The sequence below is a fragment of the Bradyrhizobium sp. S3.3.6 genome (genome assembly GCF_040546905.1).
Taxonomy (GTDB): domain Bacteria; phylum Pseudomonadota; class Alphaproteobacteria; order Rhizobiales; family Xanthobacteraceae; genus Bradyrhizobium; species Bradyrhizobium cytisi.
In genome coordinates, this window is the sequence record NZ_JBEPOT010000001.1 from 106,931 (window position 1) to 126,806 (window position 19,876).

The window sequence follows — 19,876 nt, forward strand, 5'->3', positions numbered from 1 at the left end:
CGCATTTTCTTGATCGCACGACAGCGCTTCTAGGCGATCAGTTCGCCCTGCTGCGTGCGAATTCGAAAGATCATTCGGTGGTGGACAACGATATCGGAGGCAAGCCCAACCGGGCCGATAGGGCCGCGTGAACATTCAGGGCTTAAGGACAGCGAACTAAATGCACGGAGCGTACGAGCATGACTAAGCCGGAAAGTACTGGTCTCGCCAATCGACCACGGGCAGGTGCACTCAGACGACCTATTCACCAGATCCTGGTGCCATTCCCAGTCGCTTACTTTGCGGCGGCATTCGCGACCGACCTGGCCTATTGGAGGACCGCCGAGGTGATGTGGTACCGGTTTTCCGTCTGGCTGATCGCGGGGGGACTGGTCATGGCTGCGCTTGTCGCGCTGGCCGGGGTGGTCGATCTCTTTCGTAACCAAAGACCGGCATGGATCCGCGCACTTGCCTACGCGGCCGCGGTCGTGCTGTCCATTCTCAATGTCCTTGTCCATAGCCGGGACGGCTATACCGCGATCGTTCCCACGGGGCTAACCCTCTCGGGTGTCGTCCTCGTTGTTCTTCTTTTCGCGATGTCCCCAGGCTGGACGTTGACCCATCGCTATCGCATCGGAGCAAAGGCATGACGGAAGTCAAGACGAGCTTGCCGCGGGTTGCTGCCATTATGGCCGCTGTCGCCGGATTGGGTCTGGCCGGCTGCAATGATACAGGAGGTGATCCGAAACTGCAGATCGGCGCAAATCCCGTGTTACCCCCGCTGCATCAATATCTGCTGCCACCGATCCGGATCGCGACACCGGTGAGGTGGGGGTCCGAGACACCCAAGGTCCCGCAGGGGCTGCAGGTCCATGCGCTTGCCACAGGGCTGCAGCACCCGCGGTCGGTTTACGTCCTGCCGAACGGCGACGTGCTCGTCGTCGAGAGCAACGGTCCAAAGGCGCCGATTTTCCGTCCCAAGGATCTGGTCACCGGCGTGGTAGAGACGCTCGCCGGCGCCAAGGCGAAGGACGCCAATCGAATCACATTGCTCCGCGACACCAATGGCGATGGCATTCCCGACGTACGGTCGGTGTTTCTGGATCACCTCAATTCTCCGTTCGGCGTAGCGCTGGTTGGTCACGATCTTTACGTCGCAAATACGGACGCGATCATGCGCTATCCGTATCAGGACGGGCAGACCAGCATCACCACCAAGGGCACCAAGCTGACCGATCTGCCGGGTGGCCCGATCGATCACCATTGGACGAAAAGCCTTCTGGCGAGCCCAGACGGATCCAAGCTTTATGTCGGCGTCGGGTCGAACAGCAATATTGCGGAAAACGGGCTCCAAGCCGAGTACGAACGCGCCGCCATCTGGGAGGTCGATCGCGCCACTGGCGCTCACCGCATCTTCGCCAGCGGCACGCGCAACCCGACGGGGCTACAGTGGGAGCCGACGACCGGCAAGCTGTGGGCGATTGCCAACGAACGCGACGAGATCGGACCCGACCTCGTCCCGGACTATCTCACCTCAGTGCAGGATGGCGGGTTTTACGGCTGGCCGTACAGCTATTACGGCCAGCATCTCGATCCGCGCGTTCAGCCGCAACGGCCCGATCTGGTTGCGAAAGCGATCGTGCCGGACTACGCGCTCAGCTCCCACGTGGCTCCCCTGGGATTTGCCATGTCCTCCGGCCATAATCTTCCTGCGAACTATCAGAGCGGCGCCTTCGTCGGAGAGCACGGCAGCTGGGATCGAACACCCCTCAACGGCTACAAGGTGGTCTTCGTCCCCTTCAGGGATGGCAAACCTTCCGGCCCGGCGCAGGACGTCGTCACTGGCTTCCTTGATGCGAACAACCACACCCATGGCAGACCTGTCGGCCTCGCCGTGGATCGCAGTGGCGCACTGCTGATTGCCGACGACGTCGGCAATGCGGTGTGGCGCGTCTCATCGGCTGGTGTCCCGGCTGCGCCCAAGCCGGCCTCGTAGCGACCGGACCGACGTGTGGTCGAGACGGCCTGGGAACAGGCCCGCCTCGCCCCTCGTGGGATAACCCCTGTCATCGAATTTAGTCGGATCTGCGCTGCAAGCGCCTATCTCGAACCCAGGACGGATGGAGCTTGGCATGTCTCCGCGAACCAAACGACGCATCGCTGTTGCGACGCTGCTTCTTGCGATCGGCACATCGAGTCCCGCACTCGCTTCCACAGCACCTTTATCGCCGAAGGGCGGCGCGATGGTCCAATTCGAGCGGGGCGAACTCGTCAGGTTGCGATCGGGAGGACCGATGATGACCGTCTCCGCGGTCAAGGACGACCAGGTCAAGTGCATTTGGACAGACGATAGCGGCCAACCCGACGATGCCACCTTCCCGGCCAACGTGCTGCAGAAATTCTGATCGAGCTGTTTTGCAATCATCCTGGAGGCGAAAATGTTGATTACTCTAGTGGCAATTCTCTGCAACGGAGCGCTCTGCCTGGAAAAGGTCGTCACCAATAGCGAGCAATCCGGCATCACCATGAGCGCATGCGAGACCAGTGCCCAGACCGGAATCGCCGATTGGCTCTCGCATGGCCCTTACAGCCAGTGGAAGTTACAGGGCTACAAATGCGTGATTGGACCGTATACTCCCAAACGTGCGGCCTAGACGTCTCGTGTTCGCCATCTATGATGATATTATTCTGACCCGACCTATGCGACCCGGGCTATCCCCCGTCTCGTGGTTGTTGGACCTCCCCGGCTTTTCGTAGTGGCGCCTGTCGAGAGTACATTCCGTGACAACAAGGCCGAACGGTGCCGCGAATGACATCAGAACAGTAGCGGACGCCTCTCATCAGGCCACAATCGAGCCCGAGCCTACTGCCGCAATCACCGACCTCGAAACCAGACATCTGTCACGGGAGGTGGCTGGGCGCGTTCTCGTTCAGGACGTCAGTGTGCAGGTATTGGCTGGCGAGATACTCGCCATCGTTGGACCGAGCGGGGCCGGAAAGTCATCGTTCCTCCGGCTGCTCAATCGTCTCGACGAGCCTACGTCCGGAACCGTCCTGCTCAAGTCGCAGGATTACCGTTCCATCACCCCGCGGGAATTGCGGCGCCGGGTTGGCATGGTGATGCAGACGGCGTATCTTTTCCCAGGCACCATCGCCGCCAACATTGCGTTTGGGCCGCACCAACACGGCAGGATGCTGGCGCCTGCACAAATCGGGGGTCTTCTGGAGCGCGTCGGCATGCCCGGACTTGCCAATCGCGACGTCAGCAACCTCTCCGGCGGCGAAGCGCAACGCGTCGCCCTGGCGCGGACCCTTGCGAACGAGCCCGAAGTGCTGTTGCTGGACGAGCCGACCTCCGCCCTCGACGAGACGTCAGTGCGCGGCATCGAGGAGCTCATTCTCGGCATCGTCAGGGAACAGCGAATGACGTGCCTCATCGTCACGCACAATCGCGCCCAGGCGGAGCGGCTCGCGGGGCGGACGATGGTCATGCAAGCGGGTCGGCTGGTCACGATCGGCCCCACGGAGCAGGTTCTGCATGCTGGCTGAACTCCAGAACAGTATCGGCAACGACGTGTTGACCGGCCTCGCGCAGGCCGGCGGGGCGATCGCGCTGTGCGCGGCCGTCGTCGCGCTGTGTCGCTGGCAATCCGTGCATGTGGAGCGCGAGGCGGTCATCTCGATGGCGCGCGGCCTCGTGCAGATGGTTCTGGTCGGCCTGGTACTGGCCCTGCTGCTGCACGGCCGCCTGCTGATCGGCTGCCTCATCCTCTTTATGATGACGATCGCCGCAGCGATCACGGCGGCCCAACGTCTCAAGGGAATGGCTGGTGCACTTCCGCTCTGTTTCTGGTCGATTGCCGCAGGTGCAGGCATCGTCATCGCAGCCATGCTCGCGACCCGTAGTCTTCAGCCGGACATTTCAATGCTCGTCCCGGTCGGCAGCATGATCATCGCCAACGCGATGAATGCGTGCGCACAGGCAATTGAGCGTCTACGATCCGAGCTCCTTGCCCATGTCGGCCAGATCGAGGCGGGCCTGTCGCTCGGCGCGGAGCCCGCCGTCATCGTTGCACCCTATCTCCAGAGTGCCGTGTATGCGAGCCTTCTGCCCCGCCTCGACATGATGAAATCTCTGGGGCTGGTGTGGATCCCGGGGGTTATGGCCGGCATGGTGGTTTCGGGCGCCAGTCCGGTCTATGCGGGCATCTACCAATTCATCATCGTGGCAATGATCCTCGCCGCCTCCGGCATCACGGGTCTCGTTGCAACGGTTCTCATGCGATCGCGCGCGTTTTCCGCCGCGGCCCAACTCACGATTCGACCGGCGGAGACGACGGCCTCGAGCCGCGCGTCCGGGCAAGCACGCTGATTAACCCATCTCTCGGCAGATTCTTGCCGCACCACCCAGCAGGGTTGGGCATCAGCCAGATCAACATGCGCGACCTGCTCAGGCGCTCGCAGTCTTCGGCAAGCACCTCAAGCCCGGATGCAACGGCCTGATCAACGGCATATCGGGCAGCGCGAAAGGCCCGCGCCATCGGAAAATGGTCCTTGATCAACATGATTGATTCACGACTTTCTCCAGGCCCGCGTGGCCCTGCGGAGAACGGCGACAAGTGTAATGAGCATAGTCACCTCAGTTTGCTTGCGAGCGAATTCACGGCCGCAACGCAGCCGACGGATCGATTTGAGCCCTCTGCACTTCTGTCGATAGCCCGGTGCGTACGATAGAGAATAGCTGGAGCTATGCGATGCTCCATTCTGCCGCCGTTTCGATTGAATAAATTCTTTGTTGGGGTAACTGCTACCCAAGTATCGCCGTTCTCTCGGAGACCTCGATGCACTTTTCTGGCCGTTCCGTGGCCCGACAGAGAGATCTCAGCCTTCGGCTCCACCGTCATGGGTCTTCAGAGCTGCATCAAAACACCTGATAAGCCCGGCGCCGTCGAATGGTTTGGTCAGGTAGCAGATCGCCCCGGCCGCAAGCGCCTGCGCGCGGGTCTTCTCATCAGGAAACGCGGTGAAGAAAATGAAAGGAACGCGACTCCCCTGGGCGCGCAAGTGATCCTGCAATTGGACACCGCTCATACCCGGCATCTGGACATCCGTGATAACGCACGCGAAGTCGTCGACACGCTCCGACCTCAGGAACTCCTCGGCCGACGCAAATGTACGCACGACATATCCGAGCGACCTTACGAGGCTATCGGTCGTGACGCGCACGGATTCGTCGTCGTCAATGATGGCGATAAGTGGGGGCTTCGACACAACGATCTTTCCTTGGTGCGGAGACAGGGTCTGGAGCGCCCCCGTCACGGCGACTTCAGATTGCACCATTGATCGAGATCGTAATACGATACCCGAGTATATATTCCAGCCTTCAGGCTTTTGGGCGCCGGATTCCGAGCGAGTCCGCCATTCCCACCAGATCGACGACCGATCGCGCCTTCATTTTCCGCATCATGTTGACACGATGGACCTTGATCGTAATTTCGCTGACTCCCAGTTTTGCCGCGACCTGTTTGTTCATCAAACCCTCGACGACGAACGCCATCACCTCCCGTTCGCGTGATGTCAGAGAGTCGAGCCGAACCCGGATTTCTGCAATAGCCATCTCGCTGTCGCGTCGTTTTTGATCCCGCTCGAGCGCTCTGGCGACGGCATCCAGCATCTCCTGGTCGCGAAATGGCTTGGTCAGGAAGTCGATGGCTCCAGCCTTCATCGCCTGGACCGACATCGGGATATCGCCGTGCCCCGTCATGAAGATGATCGGGACGCGAATGCCGGCCTCCGCCAATTCGGCCTGGAAGTCGAGGCCGCTGACCCCCGGCAGCCTGATATCGAGCACCAGGCAACTTGCGGCATTAGGCATCTTGATCTGCGCGAACTCGCGGGCGGAGCCGAAGAGCTCCACGCGCAGCCCCACGGACCGGAAGAGGCTGCCTAGGGTTTCGCGCATCGCCACATCGTCATCGACGATAAACACGACATGCTCGGGCGCGGCTGCGGGGTCGCGTTGCGATCTGGAGCTATCGGTCACGCAGCCTCCTCCTGATACGTTGGTAACGTGAATTGGAATCTTGCGCCCGGGCCGGCATTGTTAGCAGCCGCCAACCGTCCGCCGTGAGCCTCGATGATCGAGCGGCAGATCGAAAGTCCCATGCCCATTCCACCGGACTTGGTCGTGAAAAATGCATTGAACAATCTATCGGCACTGTCGGCGGCTATTCCAACGCCCGAGTCGGTGACGTCGACCACGACCCTTCGTGCTTCGTCCTGATAGGACCGGATGACCAGCTCATGCGCCCGGCCCACGATCGGCTGCATTGCTTCAACACCGTTCATGACCAGATTGATGATCACCTGCTGCAGTTGAACACGATCGGCCAGAACAACGGGAAGGGCCGGCGCCAGCTCCAGCCTCCAGCCAACCTGGCGCGTGGTTAGTTCGCGCTGCACCAACGCGATCACCTCGTCAATGATGCCGTTGATATCGAGCAGCTCCTTTTGCGGCTCGGCATTCTTCGCGAGATTGCGAACGCGTCGGATCACTTCGGCCGCCCTGTTCCCTTCCTTGATAATCCATTCGGCAGCTCGGCGCGCCTCGTCCAGATTTGGCGTTGCTCCATCGAGCCAACGCAGGCAGGCGCTGGCGGCATTGACGACGGCGGCCAGCGGCTGGTTCACCTCGTGCGAGATCGACGCCGTCATTTCGCCCAGCATCGTCACGCGCGTCACATGCGCGAGTTCCATCTGTGCTTTCTGCAGCTTTTCCTCGGCTCGTTTGGTCTCGGTGACGTCGACCACGGCGCCAACGTACTCCAACTCTCCGGCGCGATTTCTACCAACGTGGGCGACAACACGGGCAAACTTCACCGACCCATCGGGCATCAGGAATCGATGCTCGTAATCGAGATCCTGGCACTCGCGCAGCGCGCGCTCGCGTGCCTGCGCCACGAGCGCGCGATCCTCCGGATGAACGCGCTCTAGTATCATTTCGAACGTGAGAACACGCGACGGGTCATATCCAAGAATTCTGAATAATTCCTCGGACCCCACGCGCTCGCCGGTGGAGATATTCCAGAAGAAGCTTCCGGTTTGACTCACCCGCTGGGCTTCGATCAGTTTGGACTCACTTCGCCGCAATTCTTCCTCGGCCCGCTTGCGGTCCTCAATATCGGTGGACGAGCCGTACCATTTGGCGATGTTGCCGGACTCGTCGCGCAGCGGCACGGCGCGGAACAGAAACCAGCGATATTCACCGTCGTGCCGCCTGAGCCGAGCTTCGAGTTCGCCTGGCGTGCCGGAGGCACGTATCGCACTCCATTTCTGCAGCATACCTTTCTTGTCTTCAGGGTGAAAGGCACGTGGCCAGCCGGTCTCGGCCTGGTCGAGGGCGAGGCCGGTGTAGTCGAGGGCCGTTTGATTGAGGAAGTCGGGGATGCCTTCCGGGGTGGAGCGCCAAACCAGCGCCGGGATCGTATCGACGACCAGTCGAAGGCGATCTTCCGATCTCTTGATCTCGTCAAAGGCTGTCTGCAGCTTTTCTTTGGCGAGGTACTGCTCGGTGACGTCGACATGCGTACCAACCAGCTGCTCCACTTCGCCGTCTTCTCCGAGGAACGGATGTCCCACGGAATGTATGTGTCGGATCGATCCGCCCGGGAGTGCGATGCGAAAATCGACTTCGAGGTCTGCTTTCCCTCGAACCGCCTGGTGCACCTTTTCGATGACCCGCTCCCTGTCCCCCGGCAGTATCCGATCGTAGAAGGGCTGCGGAGACACGGTGTCGCTCTTCGGATCGAGTCCAAACAGGTTGTACACCTCCTGGGACCGATACACGAACTCTTCAAGGCGGGCATCCCAGGCCCAGCTGCTCGTTCGGCTCAGACGTTGGGCTTCGGCCAAGTAGGTTTCGCTGCGTCGAAGCTTCAGTTCCGTTTCCCTTGCAGCCGTGACATCCGTCACGGCGCCGACGAACTCGACACCTCCCGATGCTCCCTTCTCGGCCTGAGCGACAGCCCGAACATACTTCACCGTGCCATCCGGCATCAGCAAGCGGTGCTCAAAGTCGAACTCTTCGCGGTCTCGAGAGGCGCGATCGATGATCCTTTGCACAGCAGCGCGATCTTCCGGATGGGTCCGCTGAACGATAGACGCGATGGTCGGCTTCGTCGTGCGATCACATCCAAAGATTCGAAAGGTCTCATCGGTCCAGACAATATCTCCGCTTTTGACATCCCAGCCAAAGCTTCCGGTTGCACTCAGCTTCTGCGCCGCGGTCAAATATGTTTCGCTGCGTCGCAGCGCGGCTTCAGTCCGCGCTTGATCTTCAATCGCCACTAGCAGGTCATTGCCCGAACGTTGGAGATCATTTGCAGTCTTCCTCTGCGCCGAGATGACAATTGCTACGACGGTGGCTGTGATGAAGAAGAGAACTTGGCGAGGCACCTCTCCGGGAACGGTTGCGACGAACAGTTCGTGTTTCCAGAGCGACGCACTGCTCGGTGGCGCAAGGTAGCAATGAAAGGCCAATACGCCGAGAACGACCGCTAACAACGCGGCGCCGAGCCCCTCGAACCAGGCGGCGAAAATGACCGCGCAAAACAGCGAAGATACGATGGCCTCGGCATTCAATAAACGTGTCAGGAACTCGGCAGCGATGATTGCAGCGCCAACGGACGAGACCGAGAGCGCTAACGCACTAGCGAACGAGATCGACCACGGTCGGGGAACATCAGATCTTGTCATTCTGCCTGCTCGTCCCGCTCCAGTTGATCCGGACAGCATCTTGCAGAAGATCGAACGCTGCGGCCGCCTTCTGGAATTCCGTGATCCGGCTGCGCGGCGTTCCTGCGCATTCGGGTCTCCTGGCAAGCGAATATTAGTACATTTCAGCGAAGGAGTCCGGCGAAATTCGGCGTCGACCCAGGTTGATATCGCGATGGCAATCCACCCCAACCGCGAGGTAACCCAGCTAAACCTCCGTTTAATTGAAATGCCGATTGGCCGAACCTAGCCTCAGCGCGAGCAGCATGGCCGCGTTTCCCTCCCTGGCGCGGATCGCCTGTCTGCCAGCGGACGGTCTCACGCCGCCTCCCCCGGCCCTCGGCGGGAAACCGTCCGCCTCTTTTCCGGTTGGGCGGAGCTGTTAGCGCGCGCCTCCCGGATTTTCTTCCCACTTCCCGCTGGCTCGTCGCGAATGGCCGGACCGGTGGCTCCCGAACCTTTTGCGCGTGCTCTCGACCGTGCCACGCATCAGATGGCGGGAAGGGAAGGACATCATAACCCTGCGTATAATTCTTCCGACCCTTTTTGAATATCGGACGCTTACCCGCGCATGATTGAGGCGGCATTCGTTTCCCCTTAGCCTCGCTATCAGTCGAGCGCCCGTACCGAAAGCCAGCGGCGAACGAACCAGAGCAACCACCATCCACGCGATACGAAGAGGAGGCATAGATGCGCAGCAACTCTCAACATCGTCAGGACGTCACCGCCAAGCGTTGCCCTATCTGCAATGGCCGATTTGGCCTGATCCGGCACCATTGCTGGCAAACTGCGCTTTGTTCCAAGCGGTGCGTCGAGCGGCTCAAAGCCCGTCAGGAGGCCGACCGCAAGTGGTTGTGCTGGCCTCGAGCGGCCTGAGAGCACTTCATCCTGTGGAGAGGCGCGACATGAGATTCATTCTGGTCAATGGTCGAGTGCCCTGCGCTCAGCCTGTCTGCGTGATGTGCGAGAAGCCGATCTCCCCGGGCTACCTGCGGGAAATCCGGACGCACCTCACCTACTGCAATCACGACTGCTACGCAGAACACTGCAATAGCGCGATTCGGTTACTTGAAAGTCAGGGAGCGGTTTCGTGAAAATTTGCCCGCCAACGGGCGGCGGAAAAGGACATCGCATGAGAACTCACGCCACGATCCACAGCCGGCCCGGCTGCGAGGAAACGACACTCACTGGTGTTGAGTTCCTCACGCAGTCGAGGTCGAGACATTATCCAAGTGCTCGAGGCCGACATCGTCACTCTGTCTCAACCCCACAGGCCGCGCCGAGGCTGCGGAATGAAGCCGAAGGGATTCCGACGGATATCGACGGCCTATCGGAGCCGGCACGATTTCTCATCGCGGATATACTCGCAGAATTACAATCCCGTTTTGTTCCCGACGAGGAGGCGGATCTTCATTCACTACTGTCGGCTGTTGTCGTGAAGCTGGTTGACACGTTGGGCGCCTCGCTGCTGCAACATCACGCCCCCTCGAGACAGGCGCTCGCGACCGGTGGATCGGCATCGAGCGCGGAACATTCGGCTCGCACTCCGCCATTAAATGATACCGTGCTACGAGTGGGACCGCTTGAGCTCGACCTCCTTGAGCGCACGGCGAAACGTGGCGACCGCAGGATCGATCTGAGACCGCGCGAGTTTCAGCTGCTCAAGTACTTGATGCAACGCTGCGACACGCTGCTTACGCGGGCAACTCTCTTGACGGAGGTTTGGAGCTACAAATTCGTGCCGGAGACCAATCTCGTCGACGTTTACATGAGCAAGCTCCGGCGCAAGGTGGACGGCCCCAATGAGACACCTCTCATCCGGAACCTGCGCGGTGCCGGCTTTGTTCTGAGTGCGGCACCATTTCCGCAACACTCGACGGTGAACATTTCCGACGGTGCGGCGATCTCGCCGTCAGTCAAATCTTCTCGGGCGGAACAACGGCGGTGCAATTGCGAACAATCACGCCAGGCGCCCAGCGCCGCCCACGGAGCCACCGAGCTTGCGAGTTCGAAGAGCCTTCAAATTGTCGATGGCATCGTGCCATTGCGAAAGGCTTCAGCTCTTTGAACGCCCAATTCTGGTTCTTCAGCAATGACAATCCGCGAGGTGAGCAGATGATCCTCCTACCCCTCATGACCGCCTGGATGTGGATCCATATCTTGACAGCCTCGCCGCTGCCGGCGCGAGCTTTGAAATCACGCCATACACATGACCCACGGGAAGTTCGTTAGCGGCCACTCGCCAGAGGCCAGCACCTAAGAGGCAGGTAGGTCCGAACAGAGCGGGTTTCCCGGCCAAAAATGGTGCCGGCCCCGACCCACTTTCAATCGGCCTGCCCGTTCGGAACAGCCGCGATGAAATTCGGTCCGTTTTCTGCCATCTCGAAGAGCTCGCTGGCGCTTGGCCTGCTGTCGGCTGCCATTGTGATCCCGCTGACAACCGTCTTTGTGAGCCCGCCCGGCGCTCATGCCGGCGCGACAGGCGCATCCTCCGCGCAACCGACAATGTACCTGCCGAGCATCAGCGACATGATGATCGGCACAATTCAACCCAGGCACGAGCGGATATGGCGAGCCGAACAGACCGGCGATTGGAATTTTGCCGCCTACGAGCTAGGCAATCTCCGCGGTGCCTTCGGCCGACTCGGACGCGCGCATCCAGTGGAAGAGGGCACTCCGTTCCCCGACATGATCGGTCAGTTATCCAAAAGCCGCTCGGGGACCTGAAGGTTGCGATCGACCGGAGGGACGACGCCGATTTTGGCAAGGCCTATGACGAGCTCAGCGACGCCTGCAACTCCTGTCACCAGGCGCTGAACCACGGCACGATCATGATTGGCCGACTGAGCGGCGCGTCCCAATCAGACTTGATTTTCGACAAAGCTGGGCGGTAGCGCCGCATCTGCCCGTTGCATCAATCATCTCTGCGACGAATTCGGTCCATTTGCCTTGTCAAAACAGACGATCTCGATCCGCCCTCCAGAGCCGGGATGGATGACCAGCCGGAAGCCGTGCAGCTTGATGATGGCCGCCACCAGGCTAAGTCCGAGCCCGACACCCGGCGTGTTGCGCATCTTGTCAGAACGGTAGAACCGCCGCAGCACGGCTTCACGCTCCTGTTCGCCGATTCCCGGCCCCGTGTCGGTCACGCGCACGATTGTTTCCTTGTCACCCCGCAAAAGCTCCAGGCCGATCTTCCCGCCTGCCGGCGTGAACTTGATCGCGTTGTCGACGAGATTCGCCACGGCTTCGAAGAGAAGATCCCGGTCACCCCAAACGTGCAGCTTGCAGTCGATATCCACACCAAGCTTGATACTCTTGTCCTCGGCGATCGGCTCGTAGACGTCACATACCTCTCGTAAGATTTCATGAAGCGCAACATTGCCGAACCCTGCCGAACGCCGGCTGTTCTCAATCTCCGTCAGTCGCAGGAGAGCGGTGACGATCGCGAGCGACTGATCAATGCCTCCGATCGCCTTGTCCGTGACGCTCTGAAGCTGCTCCAGGGTGGTTGCATGTGTACGCCCGCGCTCCAGGGACAATCGGGCGCGGGTCAACGGCGTTCGTAGATCGTGCGCAATATCGTTGCCAACGCCAGCGAGCGCGTTGATCATTGTTTCCATTTCATCGAGCATGCTGTTCACAATCACGGCCAGTCTGGAGAACGGATCATTGACGTTATGATGCGGAAGGCGCTCGCGGAGGTCGCCCGCGATGATGCGCTGAACGCGCTGGTTTACCTCTTCCACCCGCCGTTGCGCGCGCACGCTCAGCCAGGCTCCGGCCAGTAAGCAAAGGCAGAGCGCCGGCAAGAGCCCGAGCGCGAGAGCTTGCCCGACGACGCTCGATATCTCGCGGGTCTCGTCGACGTTTCGCCCTAACACGAGGACATCGCCGTTTTCCAGGCGCCGGCCTATCGCCCGAATCAGTGGATCGCCACCTGACGGTTGGCCAACCGGCGCTACCCTCACGGCCTGTGCCGCTCCACCGACGGTGAAGTCCCGTGGCAGCTCTTTGAGGTTGCCGGCGAGCCGATTGCCGGCAGGATCGAACAATCCCGCATATTGAACGCCGCGGGAATCCTGGCCAAGGTGATCCGAGATTGCATCGGCGCGGCGATCCCGCGGCAGCGTTGCCATGAAATTGAGCTGTTGAGCGATCATGCGATCGGATCGCGCAATTAGGTAGCCGTCGATCTTCCAGTAGATGAAGCCGAACACCACGATCATGAACAGGGCGAAGACAGCGGCCACCGCCGAGGCCCAGCGGAAGGTGTTCGAGCGTATCAATTGAAGCTGGCGCATCGATCCCGCCGGTTGGTGTTCGTACCTCATTCGATCGCCATGCAACTGCGCTGCCAGCGCCTATTGCTGGGGTCGCAGAATAAACCCGGAGCCCCGAACATTGTGAATCAACTGCGGTTCCCCAGCGCCGTCGACCTTATGTCGCAGCCGGCCCATATGCACATCGACCAGATTGGTTGTGGCCGGGACGAACTTGTAGTTCCAGACCTCTTCGAGCAACATTGCACGGGTCAGCAACTGGTCACTTCGCCGCATCATGTATTCGAGGAGGCGGAATTCGCGTGGCAACAAATCGATCTTTCGCTCGCCGCGCCACGCGGTACGCTCGATCAAATCGAGTTCAAGAGGACCGACCCGCAAGGTCGTCCCACGGCTGTCCGTGGGACGACGAAGCAGGGCTTCTATTCTTGCTATGAGCTCCACGACTGCGAAAGGCTTTGTCAGGTAATCGTCTCCGCCGCTTCGCAAGCCTCGCACCCGATCGTCGACGGCGCCGAGCGCGCTCAGCACCAGGACCGGAGTGCTGACCTGCTCCTTCCGTAGCGCCTCGATGATTGTAAGCCCGTCCATGCCGGGCAGCATGCGATCGACGATCAGGACATCGGGATGTAGCGTTCGGGCTTTGTCGAGGCCTTCAATTCCGTTTGAGGCCCACTCGACCTCAAACCCAAGCTCGCTCAGCTCGGCCACGATCTCCTCGGCCGTTCCGGCGTCGTCCTCGATCAGTAGAACCTTCATCATCAGCTCGATCTCAAGTGTGCCAAAGTGCCCGGCCGGCCGGCGGGAAATCATATGCTCGCTCGTTGGCAAAGTCATAGGCACGTCCAAATAGCCGACTGGGAATGGGCCGGACCGCGCTACCCAACGAATTGGCTTAGCGCCGCCCGCTTCGGACTAGCACGCCGCCTTGACAAAAAGCGCGGCAGGGCCCTCGAGGAACGACATAAACTCTTCGCCGACGCGGCGCCATTAAATAGCAATTTAACGGGCTTAGCGGATTGGGGACCACCCAGCGCATGGTCGCGCCGCGCGGCTTCGCCGCCTCGTATCCCGCAACACTGAAATCGATTTTAGACGACATCTTCGGCCGGCTGCCTACGTTCCCGGGTACGCGATCAGGAGAGCGAGCCGCCATGCTGGATGACGTCGACGAACGGAACACGAATGGCAATCCGCAGGTGGATTCGCGGATGTCCTCCAAAATCGGATTCATCGGGCTCGGCCTGATGGGTACGGCCATGGCGGCCAATCTCGCGGCCGACGGTCGCAACGTATGCGCTTATGTACGCCGGCGGGAACGCATCAACGACCTCCGGGCGGTCGGCGTTTCGGCCACAACTCATCGGCCGGACTTGTTCGACAGCGACATCATCATCACCATGTTGCCCGATGACGCTGCCGTGCGAGATATCTTCTTTGGACCACGCGGGATCGCAGAGTCGTTACGGCCCGGGGTGATCCATCTGTCAATGAGCACCATCAGCACAGGGGCCTCGACAGCGCTCCTGCTCGAGCACGAGCGTCACGGGCAAGCGTACGTTGCAGCCCCCGTGTTCGGAAACCCCGACGCCGCCAGAGCGCGCCAGCTGGCCGTGATCGTGGCAGGCAAGCCGACGTCCTGTGAACGTTGCCGGTCGGTGACGGATTCGCTAGGGCAGACCTTCGTCATCGGGACGGACCCCGCACAGGCCAATCTGGTCAAGCTGCTCGGCAACATGATGACGGCGACAGCTCTCGAGGTCCTCGGAGAAATCGTGACTGTTCTGCGCAAGTGCGGACAAGACCCTCAGCAATTTGTGGATCTCATGACTGGCACGATGTTCGACAGTCGCGTCCACAAAAACTACGGCAGCCGGCTCATTGCTGGCAGCTATAAGCCGGGATTGACGATGCCGCTGGCCCTCAAGGACGTCCGCCTGGCGCTGGCCGAGGCAGAGCTGGCCGGCGCTCCAATGCCATCGGTGGGTGTCGTTCGCGACCGCCTGATCACGGGAATCGCGCGTGGCCACGGTGGGCTCGACTGGACGGCGCTCGGATTGGTGGCTTCGGAGGAAGCGGGACTTTAGACCGGTCGTGCAACGAGGTAGGACGCGCCTCAACGCTCAAGAACGCCGGGCACCCAACGGAGCGCCGCACGCAGGCCTCTCTGCACCGTTTGCGAACTGCGACCGTGAAGCGGTTTGCGCAGTCACTTGGCGTCTCCAAAACACAAACTTACACAGCCTTGCAACCGACGTTCACAGACGCGATTGCGCGCGCACTGAGACAGAATGGTCCCGCTTCTCCCAGTTCTCACTCACGCGCCATTGAAGCCGCGTGAACCTTTCGTGCGTTTGGCTGATCCGTGATCCACCGCATCTGCTGAGACGGGCCATCCCTTGACCTGGCCCGCTATTTTCAACGGAGAAGCTCAAATGACGAATCTCAAACTGCTCTCGACTGGACTCATCGCGGTCGCAATGCTCGCAACGCCGGCCATGGCCCGCGAAAGCGGCGTCGCCTCCCGGCGGGCCGCCATGGAAGCCAACGCCGCCGCACCAGAAGCGCCGTTCTATTCGGGTGACCGTGCCTGCGTTCAGCCGCCGCGCGTCGGCGCATTTGCGACGGCACCGTGGACCGGCAATAACGTCCCCTGCGAACCGGGCACGGGCGCGTTCTAGTCTGCTTATTGCGGTTCGGCTGAATCGACTGCTCTTCTTGCGCCTTGGCTCTTGTGACCGTTTGTCGATCAGCGCACAGACAAAAAACGGGCTGGATTCCGTTCCAGCCCGTTTTTCTATTGTTTGTTGTCTACGGCAGTGAGCAACAACTGGGCGCCTCTATGGTCTCGAAATTCCTCAACTTGCGGCGAGCAGACACTGCTCCGGCCCTTGTGATGGCAATTTGAACGGCGCCGCTGTCGAGCATCCCTACTCTATCAGGCATCACGAAAGCCTGGCCCGCAGCCACGTACGGATGCCGCGCCGGCCGATAAAATCAAATACAAGGAGTGTTCTGATGAAACGAGTGATGATGATCCTGGCCACGGCCGCTCTTGCCTCCGCATTGGCTGTCGGCGCAGCGGATGCGCGGGGCGGAGGCGGCGGAGGTGGCGGCGGTCACGGCGGCGGTTTCGGCGGTGGCGGCCACGGCGGAGGATTCGGTGGGGGCGGACACATGGGCGGTTTCGGAGGTGGCGCACACATCGGCGGCATCGGCGGGGGCGTTCATGTGGGCGGCATGGCAATGCGTGGCGACATGCGTCCCATCGGGGGTGATCATCTCGGCCTTGCCGATCATTCCCATCCGTATGGCACGGGTATCCACGACCACGCCATGAATCACTACGGCAGATACCGGCCCGGATACGGGTACTACTACGGTGAGCCCGACTGTTACGATTGGTACGCGATGCATCCCGATCAGCCGCTGCCGCTGAGCTGCAGTTAGCCCACCTGCAGTTCCTCGCGTTCGGTCTGGATCCGTTCGCGTCTTCCAGACCGATGGCGGGCCCGATCGAGAACGTCAATTCATAGTGACGACTCTGAAGTCCAATTCAATAGCGGCGATACCTCGGACCTATCAAGCTCGTTCACCCAACGCCGGCTCTGAATGGCAGCCGCGAGTTTCAGAGAGAGACAGCGTCCGATCAAAGCACCGAGACTGGTTCGCGCGATCATCCCCGCGCGCCGTCCGATGCAATCAGGCGTCGACCACACAGGAGTAAACAATGAAGATCGCCCCGAAACAGACCATGGAATACATCGACATTCCCGGCACATCCATCCGCGCGTCCCGTATTGCGCTCGGGACTTGGGCGATCGGTGGCTGGATGTGGGGCGGAACCGACGAAAGCGATGCCATCAGGACGATCCAGGAAGCGCTCGATCGCGGAATCAATCTCATCGATACAGCCCCGGTCTATGGATTCGGCCGCTCAGAAGAAATCGTCGGAAAGGCCCTTACCAACGGTCGGCGCTGGGACGCCATCATTGCCACAAAGGCCGGGCTCGACTGGAAAAACGATCAACCGTTTCGCAACGCGCGCAAGACCCGAATCATCGAGGAAGCCGAGAGCTCTTTGCGACGGCTCCGGACGGATGTCATCGATCTGTATCAGGTTCACTGGCCCGATCCCCTAACGCCGATGGCCGAAACTGCCGAGGCGATCCGCACGCTGCACCGCGACGGCAAAATTCGGGCCGTCGGCGTCAGCAATTTCAGCCCCGAGCAAATGGATGAATTCCGCAAGGTCGCGCCACTTCACACGGCTCAACCGCCCTATAACCTGTTCGAGCGTGCAATCGAGCAGGACGTCCTCCCCTATTGCCAGGAGAACAAGATCGCGCTGCTCGCCTACGGCTCGCTGTGCCGAGGCCTGCTATCCGGCAGCATGTCCACGTCGACGAGCTTCACCGGCGACGACCTGCGGAAGAGCGACCCCAAGTTTCAATCACCACGCTTCCAGCAATATCTCAACGCTGTTGGGCGGCTCGATCGGTTCGCACGCGAACGGTTCGACAGGGGAGTGATCCATCTGGCAGTACGCTGGGTCCTGGATCGTGGCGAGAGCGATATTGCATTGTGGGGTGCCCGGCGCGCGGAACAACTCGCGCCCATTACTGACGTGCTCGGCTGGCGCATCGACGATGCCGCCATGGCCGAAATCGACCGAATTCTTTTGGAGACGATTAGGGACCCGGTGGGCCCCGAATTCATGGCGCCTCCGCATCGGGAGGCGGCATGATGGTCCTACGATCCGCAATCCAGATCGTGAGCCGGGATCGGTTCGACACGACGACCGCTCAGACATCGGGCTCCCATCGTTTCGCCGCGATCGGACCGTCGCTGGGCATCACTTCGGCAATCTGGGGCGGCCTCTTCGAAGTCGAGCCGGGTGCACGTACTGGAATCCACCACCACGGCGAACAGGACACGATCGCATTTGTTCTGTCAGGACGTTGCGAGGTGCAGTGGGGCGACAAGGGCGAGTTCTCTGCGCGCGCAAAGGCGGGAGACTTCATTCATGTTCCTGCTTTTCTTCCGCACATGGAGATCAATCCCTCCCAACTCCTACCCTTCCGGTGGGTCGTGGTGCGCAGCACGCCCGTGCCCATTGTTGTCAATCTACCCGACGCGTTCTGGTCATGAGCCGTGTGAGGCTGCTCCGACATCCTTGATTTGCCCTGAAACACTAGGGAACAGATATGGAAGATACACAATCAAAGTTTCCTACCCTGGAAGTGACGCGCCGTACGCTCATCGAGACCGGCGCCACCGCGCTCGTGTTAAGTAGCCTTCCACGTGGCGCGCTTGCTGCCGGGAGCGATCAGGCGGAACTATCCCAGGTCTCCATCGACCTTCGGGTGAACGGCAATCTGCACCATCTTACGCTCGATCCTCGTACAACCCTGCTGGACGCGTTGCGTGAGCATCTGGCGCTCACCGGCTCGAAGAAGGGATGCGATCACGGCCAGTGCGGTGCCTGCACCGTTCTGGTCGAAGGACGCCGCATTAATTCGTGCCTTACGCTCGCAGCGATGCATGATGGCCACTCGATCACCACGATTGAGGGGCTCGCCTTTGGCCAAGATCTGCATCCCATGCAAGCGGCGTTTGTCGAGCACGACGGGTTTCAGTGCGGCTATTGCACCTCGGGGCAGATCTGCTCGGCAGTGGGCATGCTGGCCGAAAGCCGCGGAGGCATGCCGAGCTATGTGACCGCGGATTTGACGCGACCGGCAGCAAAGTTGAGCGACGATGAAATTCGTGAGCGGATGAGCGGTAATATCTGCCGTTGCGCGGCCTACCCGAACATCGTCGCGGCAATCAAGCAGGCATTGGGAGAACAGATATGAAAGCCTTCTCCTATCAGCGCGCACGATCGGTCGCGGATGCGGCTAGTGCCACAACCAATCCCGGCGTCAAGATCATTGCGGGAGGCACCAACCTGCTCGATCTCATGAAGTTGCAGGTGGAGACACCATCGGCCCTGGTCGACGTCAACCGGCTGCCGCTCGACAAAATCGAGGAGACCTCGGAAGGCGGCTTGCGTATCGGCGCGTTGGTCCGCAATAGCGACCTCGCGGCAGATCCGCGGGTGCGGCAGCACTACGAGGTGCTAAGCCGTGCCCTGCTGGCAGGTGCGAGCGCCCAACTGCGGAACAAGGCGACCACGGCAGGCAATCTGCTGCAGCGGACGCGCTGCTACTATTTTTACGACGTCACAAAGCCCTGCAACAAGCGCGTACCTGGCTCAGGCTGTTCGGCACTCGCCGGCTTCAACCGTATCCACGCGATCCTGGGTGGGAGCGAGGCCTGCATCGCGACGCATCCGTCTGATATGGCAGTTGCGATGCGCGCACTCGACGCAAACGTCGAGGCGATCGATCGTGAAGGAAAAGCCCGCACTATTCCGATCGCCGATTTCCACAAGCTCCCGGGCCGAACGCCGGAAATCGAATCGGCGCTGAACTCCGGCGAGATCGTCACGGCTGTCACATTGCCCCCACCACTTCCAGGCGTTCAGGTGTACCGAAAGGTGCGCGACCGCGCGTCCTACGCTTTTGCGCTGGTTTCGGTGGCAGCCATCGTCGACAGCGTGCACGGTCGAATCCGCTCGGCGCGCCTCGCTTTCGGCGGTCTCGCTCCCAAGCCGTGGCGCGTCGCCGCCGCCGAGCAAAGTCTCATGAATACAGCTGCCACCACTAATTCGTTCGATGCGGCCGCGGACGCGGTTCTCGAGGGCGCGCGTGGATATGGCTCGAATGATTTCAAGATCCTGCTGACCCGCCGCACCCTGCATGCCGTACTCTGTGAAATCACCCGCATTTGAGAGAACA

General features: G+C 60.7%; 20 protein-coding genes. 14 read left to right on the forward strand and 6 right to left on the reverse strand.

Features of this window, described 5'->3' with window-relative positions; all coding sequences use genetic code 11:
- The first annotated feature begins 179 nt into the window (after positions 1-179).
- The 6 genes from ABID59_RS00490 (at position 180) to ABID59_RS00515 (ending at position 4,351) form a co-directional block, all read left to right on the forward strand.
- Positions 180-629, forward strand: a complete 450-nt coding sequence (locus tag ABID59_RS00490; protein WP_354082082.1) for a DUF2231 domain-containing protein — start codon at positions 180-182, stop codon at positions 627-629.
- Positions 626-1,975 carry a PQQ-dependent sugar dehydrogenase gene (locus ABID59_RS00495; protein ID WP_354082083.1) on the forward strand — a complete coding sequence of 450 codons (1,350 nt, stop codon included), beginning with the start codon at positions 626-628 and terminating at the stop codon, positions 1,973-1,975. The genes ABID59_RS00490 and ABID59_RS00495 overlap by 4 nt, the downstream gene beginning before the upstream one ends.
- Before the next feature lie 247 nt (positions 1,976-2,222).
- The gene (locus ABID59_RS00500; protein WP_354082563.1) at positions 2,223-2,384 is read left to right on the forward strand and encodes a DUF2158 domain-containing protein; all 162 of its coding nucleotides are present in this window, start codon (positions 2,223-2,225) and stop codon (positions 2,382-2,384) included.
- Between the two features lie 33 nt (positions 2,385-2,417).
- Entirely contained in the window at positions 2,418-2,633 is a 216-nt protein-coding gene (locus ABID59_RS00505; protein ID WP_354082084.1) for a hypothetical protein, read from the forward strand.
- A gap of 127 nt (positions 2,634-2,760) precedes the next feature.
- A complete protein-coding gene (locus ABID59_RS00510; protein ID WP_354082085.1) occupies positions 2,761-3,528 on the forward strand; it encodes an ABC transporter ATP-binding protein in 768 nt (255 codons plus the stop codon).
- The gene (locus ABID59_RS00515) at positions 3,518-4,351 is read left to right on the forward strand and encodes an ABC transporter permease (protein ID WP_354082086.1); all 834 of its coding nucleotides are present in this window, start codon (positions 3,518-3,520) and stop codon (positions 4,349-4,351) included. The genes ABID59_RS00510 and ABID59_RS00515 overlap by 11 nt, the downstream gene beginning before the upstream one ends.
- A 509-nt stretch (positions 4,352-4,860) precedes the next feature.
- On the opposite strand, the gene ABID59_RS00520 is transcribed toward ABID59_RS00515, so the two are convergent.
- Genes ABID59_RS00520 through ABID59_RS00530 form a run of 3 tightly spaced genes read right to left on the reverse strand, consistent with a single transcriptional unit; the run spans position 4,861 to position 8,733 of the window.
- Positions 4,861-5,319, reverse strand: a complete 459-nt coding sequence (locus ABID59_RS00520) for a response regulator transcription factor (RefSeq protein ID WP_354082087.1) — start codon at positions 5,317-5,319, stop codon at positions 4,861-4,863.
- A gap of 43 nt (positions 5,320-5,362) precedes the next feature.
- Positions 5,363-6,022 (reverse strand): response regulator transcription factor, encoded by a 660-nt coding sequence (locus ABID59_RS00525; protein ID WP_354082088.1) that lies wholly within the window; start codon positions 6,020-6,022, stop codon positions 5,363-5,365.
- On the reverse strand, positions 6,019-8,733 hold the full coding sequence (locus tag ABID59_RS00530; RefSeq protein ID WP_354082089.1) for a PAS domain-containing protein: 2,715 nt from the start codon (positions 8,731-8,733) through the stop codon (positions 6,019-6,021). Before ABID59_RS00530 ends, ABID59_RS00525 begins: the two co-directional genes overlap by 4 nt.
- A 1,150-nt stretch (positions 8,734-9,883) precedes the next feature.
- On the opposite strand from ABID59_RS00530, the gene ABID59_RS00535 reads away from it, so the two are divergent.
- Both ABID59_RS00535 and ABID59_RS00540 read left to right on the forward strand, forming a co-directional pair.
- Entirely contained in the window at positions 9,884-10,819 is a 936-nt protein-coding gene (locus ABID59_RS00535; protein WP_354082090.1) for a winged helix-turn-helix domain-containing protein, read from the forward strand.
- A 287-nt stretch (positions 10,820-11,106) separates the two neighbouring features.
- Positions 11,107-11,478, forward strand: coding sequence for a hypothetical protein (locus ABID59_RS00540; protein WP_354082091.1), 372 nt, complete (start codon positions 11,107-11,109; stop codon positions 11,476-11,478).
- A gap of 191 nt (positions 11,479-11,669) precedes the next feature.
- Here the strand turns inward: ABID59_RS00540 and ABID59_RS00545 are convergent, their stop codons facing one another.
- Positions 11,670-13,055 (reverse strand): sensor histidine kinase, encoded by a 1,386-nt coding sequence (locus ABID59_RS00545; protein ID WP_354082092.1) that lies wholly within the window; start codon positions 13,053-13,055, stop codon positions 11,670-11,672.
- Positions 13,056-13,115: 60 nt separating this feature from the next.
- The gene (locus ABID59_RS00550) at positions 13,116-13,796 is read right to left on the reverse strand and encodes a response regulator transcription factor (RefSeq protein ID WP_354082564.1); all 681 of its coding nucleotides are present in this window, start codon (positions 13,794-13,796) and stop codon (positions 13,116-13,118) included.
- A gap of 275 nt (positions 13,797-14,071) precedes the next feature.
- Here ABID59_RS00550 and ABID59_RS00555 point away from each other — a divergent pair, with 275 nt between their 5' ends.
- Complete coding sequence (locus ABID59_RS00555; protein ID WP_354082093.1) at positions 14,072-15,121, forward strand: NAD(P)-dependent oxidoreductase; 1,050 nt, start codon at positions 14,072-14,074, stop codon at positions 15,119-15,121.
- Positions 15,122-15,469: 348 nt separating this feature from the next.
- Positions 15,470-15,715 (forward strand): hypothetical protein, encoded by a 246-nt coding sequence (locus ABID59_RS00560; RefSeq protein WP_354082094.1) that lies wholly within the window; start codon positions 15,470-15,472, stop codon positions 15,713-15,715.
- Positions 15,716-16,031: 316 nt separating this feature from the next.
- On the opposite strand, the gene ABID59_RS00565 is transcribed toward ABID59_RS00560, so the two are convergent.
- Positions 16,032-16,334: a hypothetical protein gene (locus ABID59_RS00565; protein ID WP_354082095.1), complete on the reverse strand. Its 303-nt coding sequence runs from the start codon at positions 16,332-16,334 to the stop codon at positions 16,032-16,034.
- Between the two features lie 430 nt (positions 16,335-16,764).
- Between ABID59_RS00565 and ABID59_RS00570 the strand changes: the two genes are divergently transcribed.
- The 4 genes from ABID59_RS00570 to ABID59_RS00585 are packed head-to-tail and all read left to right on the forward strand — an operon-like array spanning position 16,765 to position 19,869.
- The gene (locus ABID59_RS00570) at positions 16,765-17,781 is read left to right on the forward strand and encodes an aldo/keto reductase (protein WP_354082096.1); all 1,017 of its coding nucleotides are present in this window, start codon (positions 16,765-16,767) and stop codon (positions 17,779-17,781) included.
- On the forward strand, positions 17,778-18,185 hold the full coding sequence (locus ABID59_RS00575; protein ID WP_354082097.1) for a cupin domain-containing protein: 408 nt from the start codon (positions 17,778-17,780) through the stop codon (positions 18,183-18,185). The genes ABID59_RS00570 and ABID59_RS00575 overlap by 4 nt, the downstream gene beginning before the upstream one ends.
- 56 nt (positions 18,186-18,241) lie before the next feature.
- Positions 18,242-18,892 carry a 2Fe-2S iron-sulfur cluster-binding protein gene (locus ABID59_RS00580; RefSeq protein ID WP_354082098.1) on the forward strand — a complete coding sequence of 217 codons (651 nt, stop codon included), beginning with the start codon at positions 18,242-18,244 and terminating at the stop codon, positions 18,890-18,892.
- Positions 18,889-19,869: an FAD binding domain-containing protein gene (locus ABID59_RS00585; protein WP_354082565.1), complete on the forward strand. Its 981-nt coding sequence runs from the start codon at positions 18,889-18,891 to the stop codon at positions 19,867-19,869. Before ABID59_RS00580 ends, ABID59_RS00585 begins: the two co-directional genes overlap by 4 nt.
- Positions 19,870-19,876 lie beyond the last annotated feature (7 nt).

Coding starts and splice junctions, on each gene's coding strand:
- ABID59_RS00490 (WP_354082082.1), top strand. CDS start 180: ATGACTAAGCCGGAAAGTACTGGTCTCGCCAATCGACCACGGGCAGGT.
- ABID59_RS00495 (WP_354082083.1), top strand. CDS start 626: ATGACGGAAGTCAAGACGAGCTTGCCGCGGGTTGCTGCCATTATGGCC.
- ABID59_RS00500 (WP_354082563.1), top strand. CDS start 2,223: ATGGTCCAATTCGAGCGGGGCGAACTCGTCAGGTTGCGATCGGGAGGA.
- ABID59_RS00505 (WP_354082084.1), top strand. CDS start 2,418: ATGTTGATTACTCTAGTGGCAATTCTCTGCAACGGAGCGCTCTGCCTG.
- ABID59_RS00515 (WP_354082086.1), top strand. CDS start 3,518: ATGCTGGCTGAACTCCAGAACAGTATCGGCAACGACGTGTTGACCGGC.
- ABID59_RS00520 (WP_354082087.1), bottom strand. CDS start 5,319: ATGGTGCAATCTGAAGTCGCCGTGACGGGGGCGCTCCAGACCCTGTCT.
- ABID59_RS00530 (WP_354082089.1), bottom strand. CDS start 8,733: ATGACAAGATCTGATGTTCCCCGACCGTGGTCGATCTCGTTCGCTAGT.
- ABID59_RS00535 (WP_354082090.1), top strand. CDS start 9,884: ATGAGAACTCACGCCACGATCCACAGCCGGCCCGGCTGCGAGGAAACG.
- ABID59_RS00540 (WP_354082091.1), top strand. CDS start 11,107: ATGAAATTCGGTCCGTTTTCTGCCATCTCGAAGAGCTCGCTGGCGCTT.
- ABID59_RS00545 (WP_354082092.1), bottom strand. CDS start 13,055: ATGCGCCAGCTTCAATTGATACGCTCGAACACCTTCCGCTGGGCCTCG.
- ABID59_RS00550 (WP_354082564.1), bottom strand. CDS start 13,796: ATGATGAAGGTTCTACTGATCGAGGACGACGCCGGAACGGCCGAGGAG.
- ABID59_RS00555 (WP_354082093.1), top strand. CDS start 14,072: ATGGTCGCGCCGCGCGGCTTCGCCGCCTCGTATCCCGCAACACTGAAA.
- ABID59_RS00560 (WP_354082094.1), top strand. CDS start 15,470: ATGACGAATCTCAAACTGCTCTCGACTGGACTCATCGCGGTCGCAATG.
- ABID59_RS00565 (WP_354082095.1), bottom strand. CDS start 16,334: ATGATCGGCAAGGCCGAGATGATCACCCCCGATGGGACGCATGTCGCC.
- ABID59_RS00570 (WP_354082096.1), top strand. CDS start 16,765: ATGAAGATCGCCCCGAAACAGACCATGGAATACATCGACATTCCCGGC.
- ABID59_RS00575 (WP_354082097.1), top strand. CDS start 17,778: ATGATGGTCCTACGATCCGCAATCCAGATCGTGAGCCGGGATCGGTTC.
- ABID59_RS00580 (WP_354082098.1), top strand. CDS start 18,242: ATGGAAGATACACAATCAAAGTTTCCTACCCTGGAAGTGACGCGCCGT.
- ABID59_RS00585 (WP_354082565.1), top strand. CDS start 18,889: ATGAAAGCCTTCTCCTATCAGCGCGCACGATCGGTCGCGGATGCGGCT.